The organism is Actinosynnema sp. NPDC023658 (genome assembly GCF_040639995.1).
Lineage (GTDB): Bacteria > Actinomycetota > Actinomycetes > Mycobacteriales > Pseudonocardiaceae > Actinosynnema.
On the sequence record NZ_JBFAAX010001389.1, the window covers coordinates 1 to 1,193 of the forward strand.

At 72.6% G+C, this 1,193-nt stretch carries 1 protein-coding gene and 1 pseudogene; one reads left to right on the forward strand and one right to left on the reverse strand.

Annotated elements, in window-relative coordinates:
- Nucleotides 1-27 precede the first annotated feature (27 nt).
- Nucleotides 28-297, reverse strand: a pseudogene (locus AB0G02_RS41235) (polyprenyl synthetase family protein); the annotation flags it as partial.
- 226 nt (nucleotides 298-523) lie between these two features.
- Here AB0G02_RS41235 and AB0G02_RS41240 point away from each other — a divergent pair.
- On the forward strand, nucleotides 524-1,193 hold a 670-nt coding region (locus AB0G02_RS41240), incomplete at its 3' end, for a phytoene/squalene synthase family protein (protein WP_360806311.1).

The following is a 1,193-nucleotide window of genomic DNA, read 5'->3' on the forward strand; positions in this document are numbered from 1 at the left end:
CCGCGGGTGCCGTGCCCCTAACCCCTAGTGCCCGGTGGGCCTGCCGCGCCGGGTCGGTGAACGGTCCATCACGTCGTCGTGCACCAGCGCGCAGCACTGCAACAGCTCCAACGACACCAGCGCGCGCGTGATGGCCTCCGCGGTCTCGCCGTGCACCTCGCCGCCCGCGGCACGCCAACCCCACCACGCGAACGCCGGCCGGATGCGCTTGCCGCCGGCCAGGACCAGCGCCCGCACCTCGCCGCCCAGCTCGCGCGCGGCGCCGACCTCCGAGCGGGTGTGGAAGAAGTCGGTCAACGCGGCGGCGAAGCGCGTCGTGAACGGGTCGGACGTCGGGGGAGCGGAGGTGTGGGTTCCCGCGCCGGCCACCAGCGACATCGTCGCCCCCTCGGGTGTCGATGAGATCGGATGCGCTGAGCTAAGCAGCGCCACGGGTGCTCTGCACAACGAGTGGCACTGGTCATGCGGAGCGCCGCCGGCCGACTTAACGTGAGGGCGATGTCATCGAGTCAGGACACCCACCATGTCGGCTAGCAGTGAACTGGATGCCGCGGGCATCACCGAACCGGGGCTGCGCGACGCCTATCGGCGGTGCCGCGCGCTCAACGCCGAACACGGCCGCACGTACTTCCTCGCGACGAGGATGCTCGGCCCGGAGCAGAGGCCGGCCGTCCACGCCCTGTACGGTTTCGCCCGCTGGGTCGACGACATCGTCGACGACGTCCACAGTGGACTGGAGCGGAAGACCCGCGAGCTGGCGTCGGTCGAGGCGGCCCTGGACTCCGCTCTGGACCGCGGCACCAGCTCCCACCCCGTCCTCGCGGCGCTGCTGGACACCGCCCGCCGGTACGACCTCCCCGCCGTGCTGTTCCGCGACTTCATGGCGTCGATGCGGATGGACCTGGCGGTCACCGACTACGCCACCCGCGCCGACCTGATGCGGTACGTCCACGGTTCCGCGGCGGTCATCGGGTTGCAGGTGGTGCCGGTGCTCGGGACGGTCGTGCCGAGGGCGGAGGCGGAGCCCGCCGCCGCCGCGCTCGGGGTCGCGTTCCAGCTCACCAACTTCATCCGTGACGTGGGCGAGGACCTCGACCGCGGCAGGGTGTACCTGCCTGCCGACGAGCTGGCCGCGTTCGGCGTGGACCGGGACCGGCTCGTGCGGGCCCGCGCCGCGGGCCGGGTCGACGACC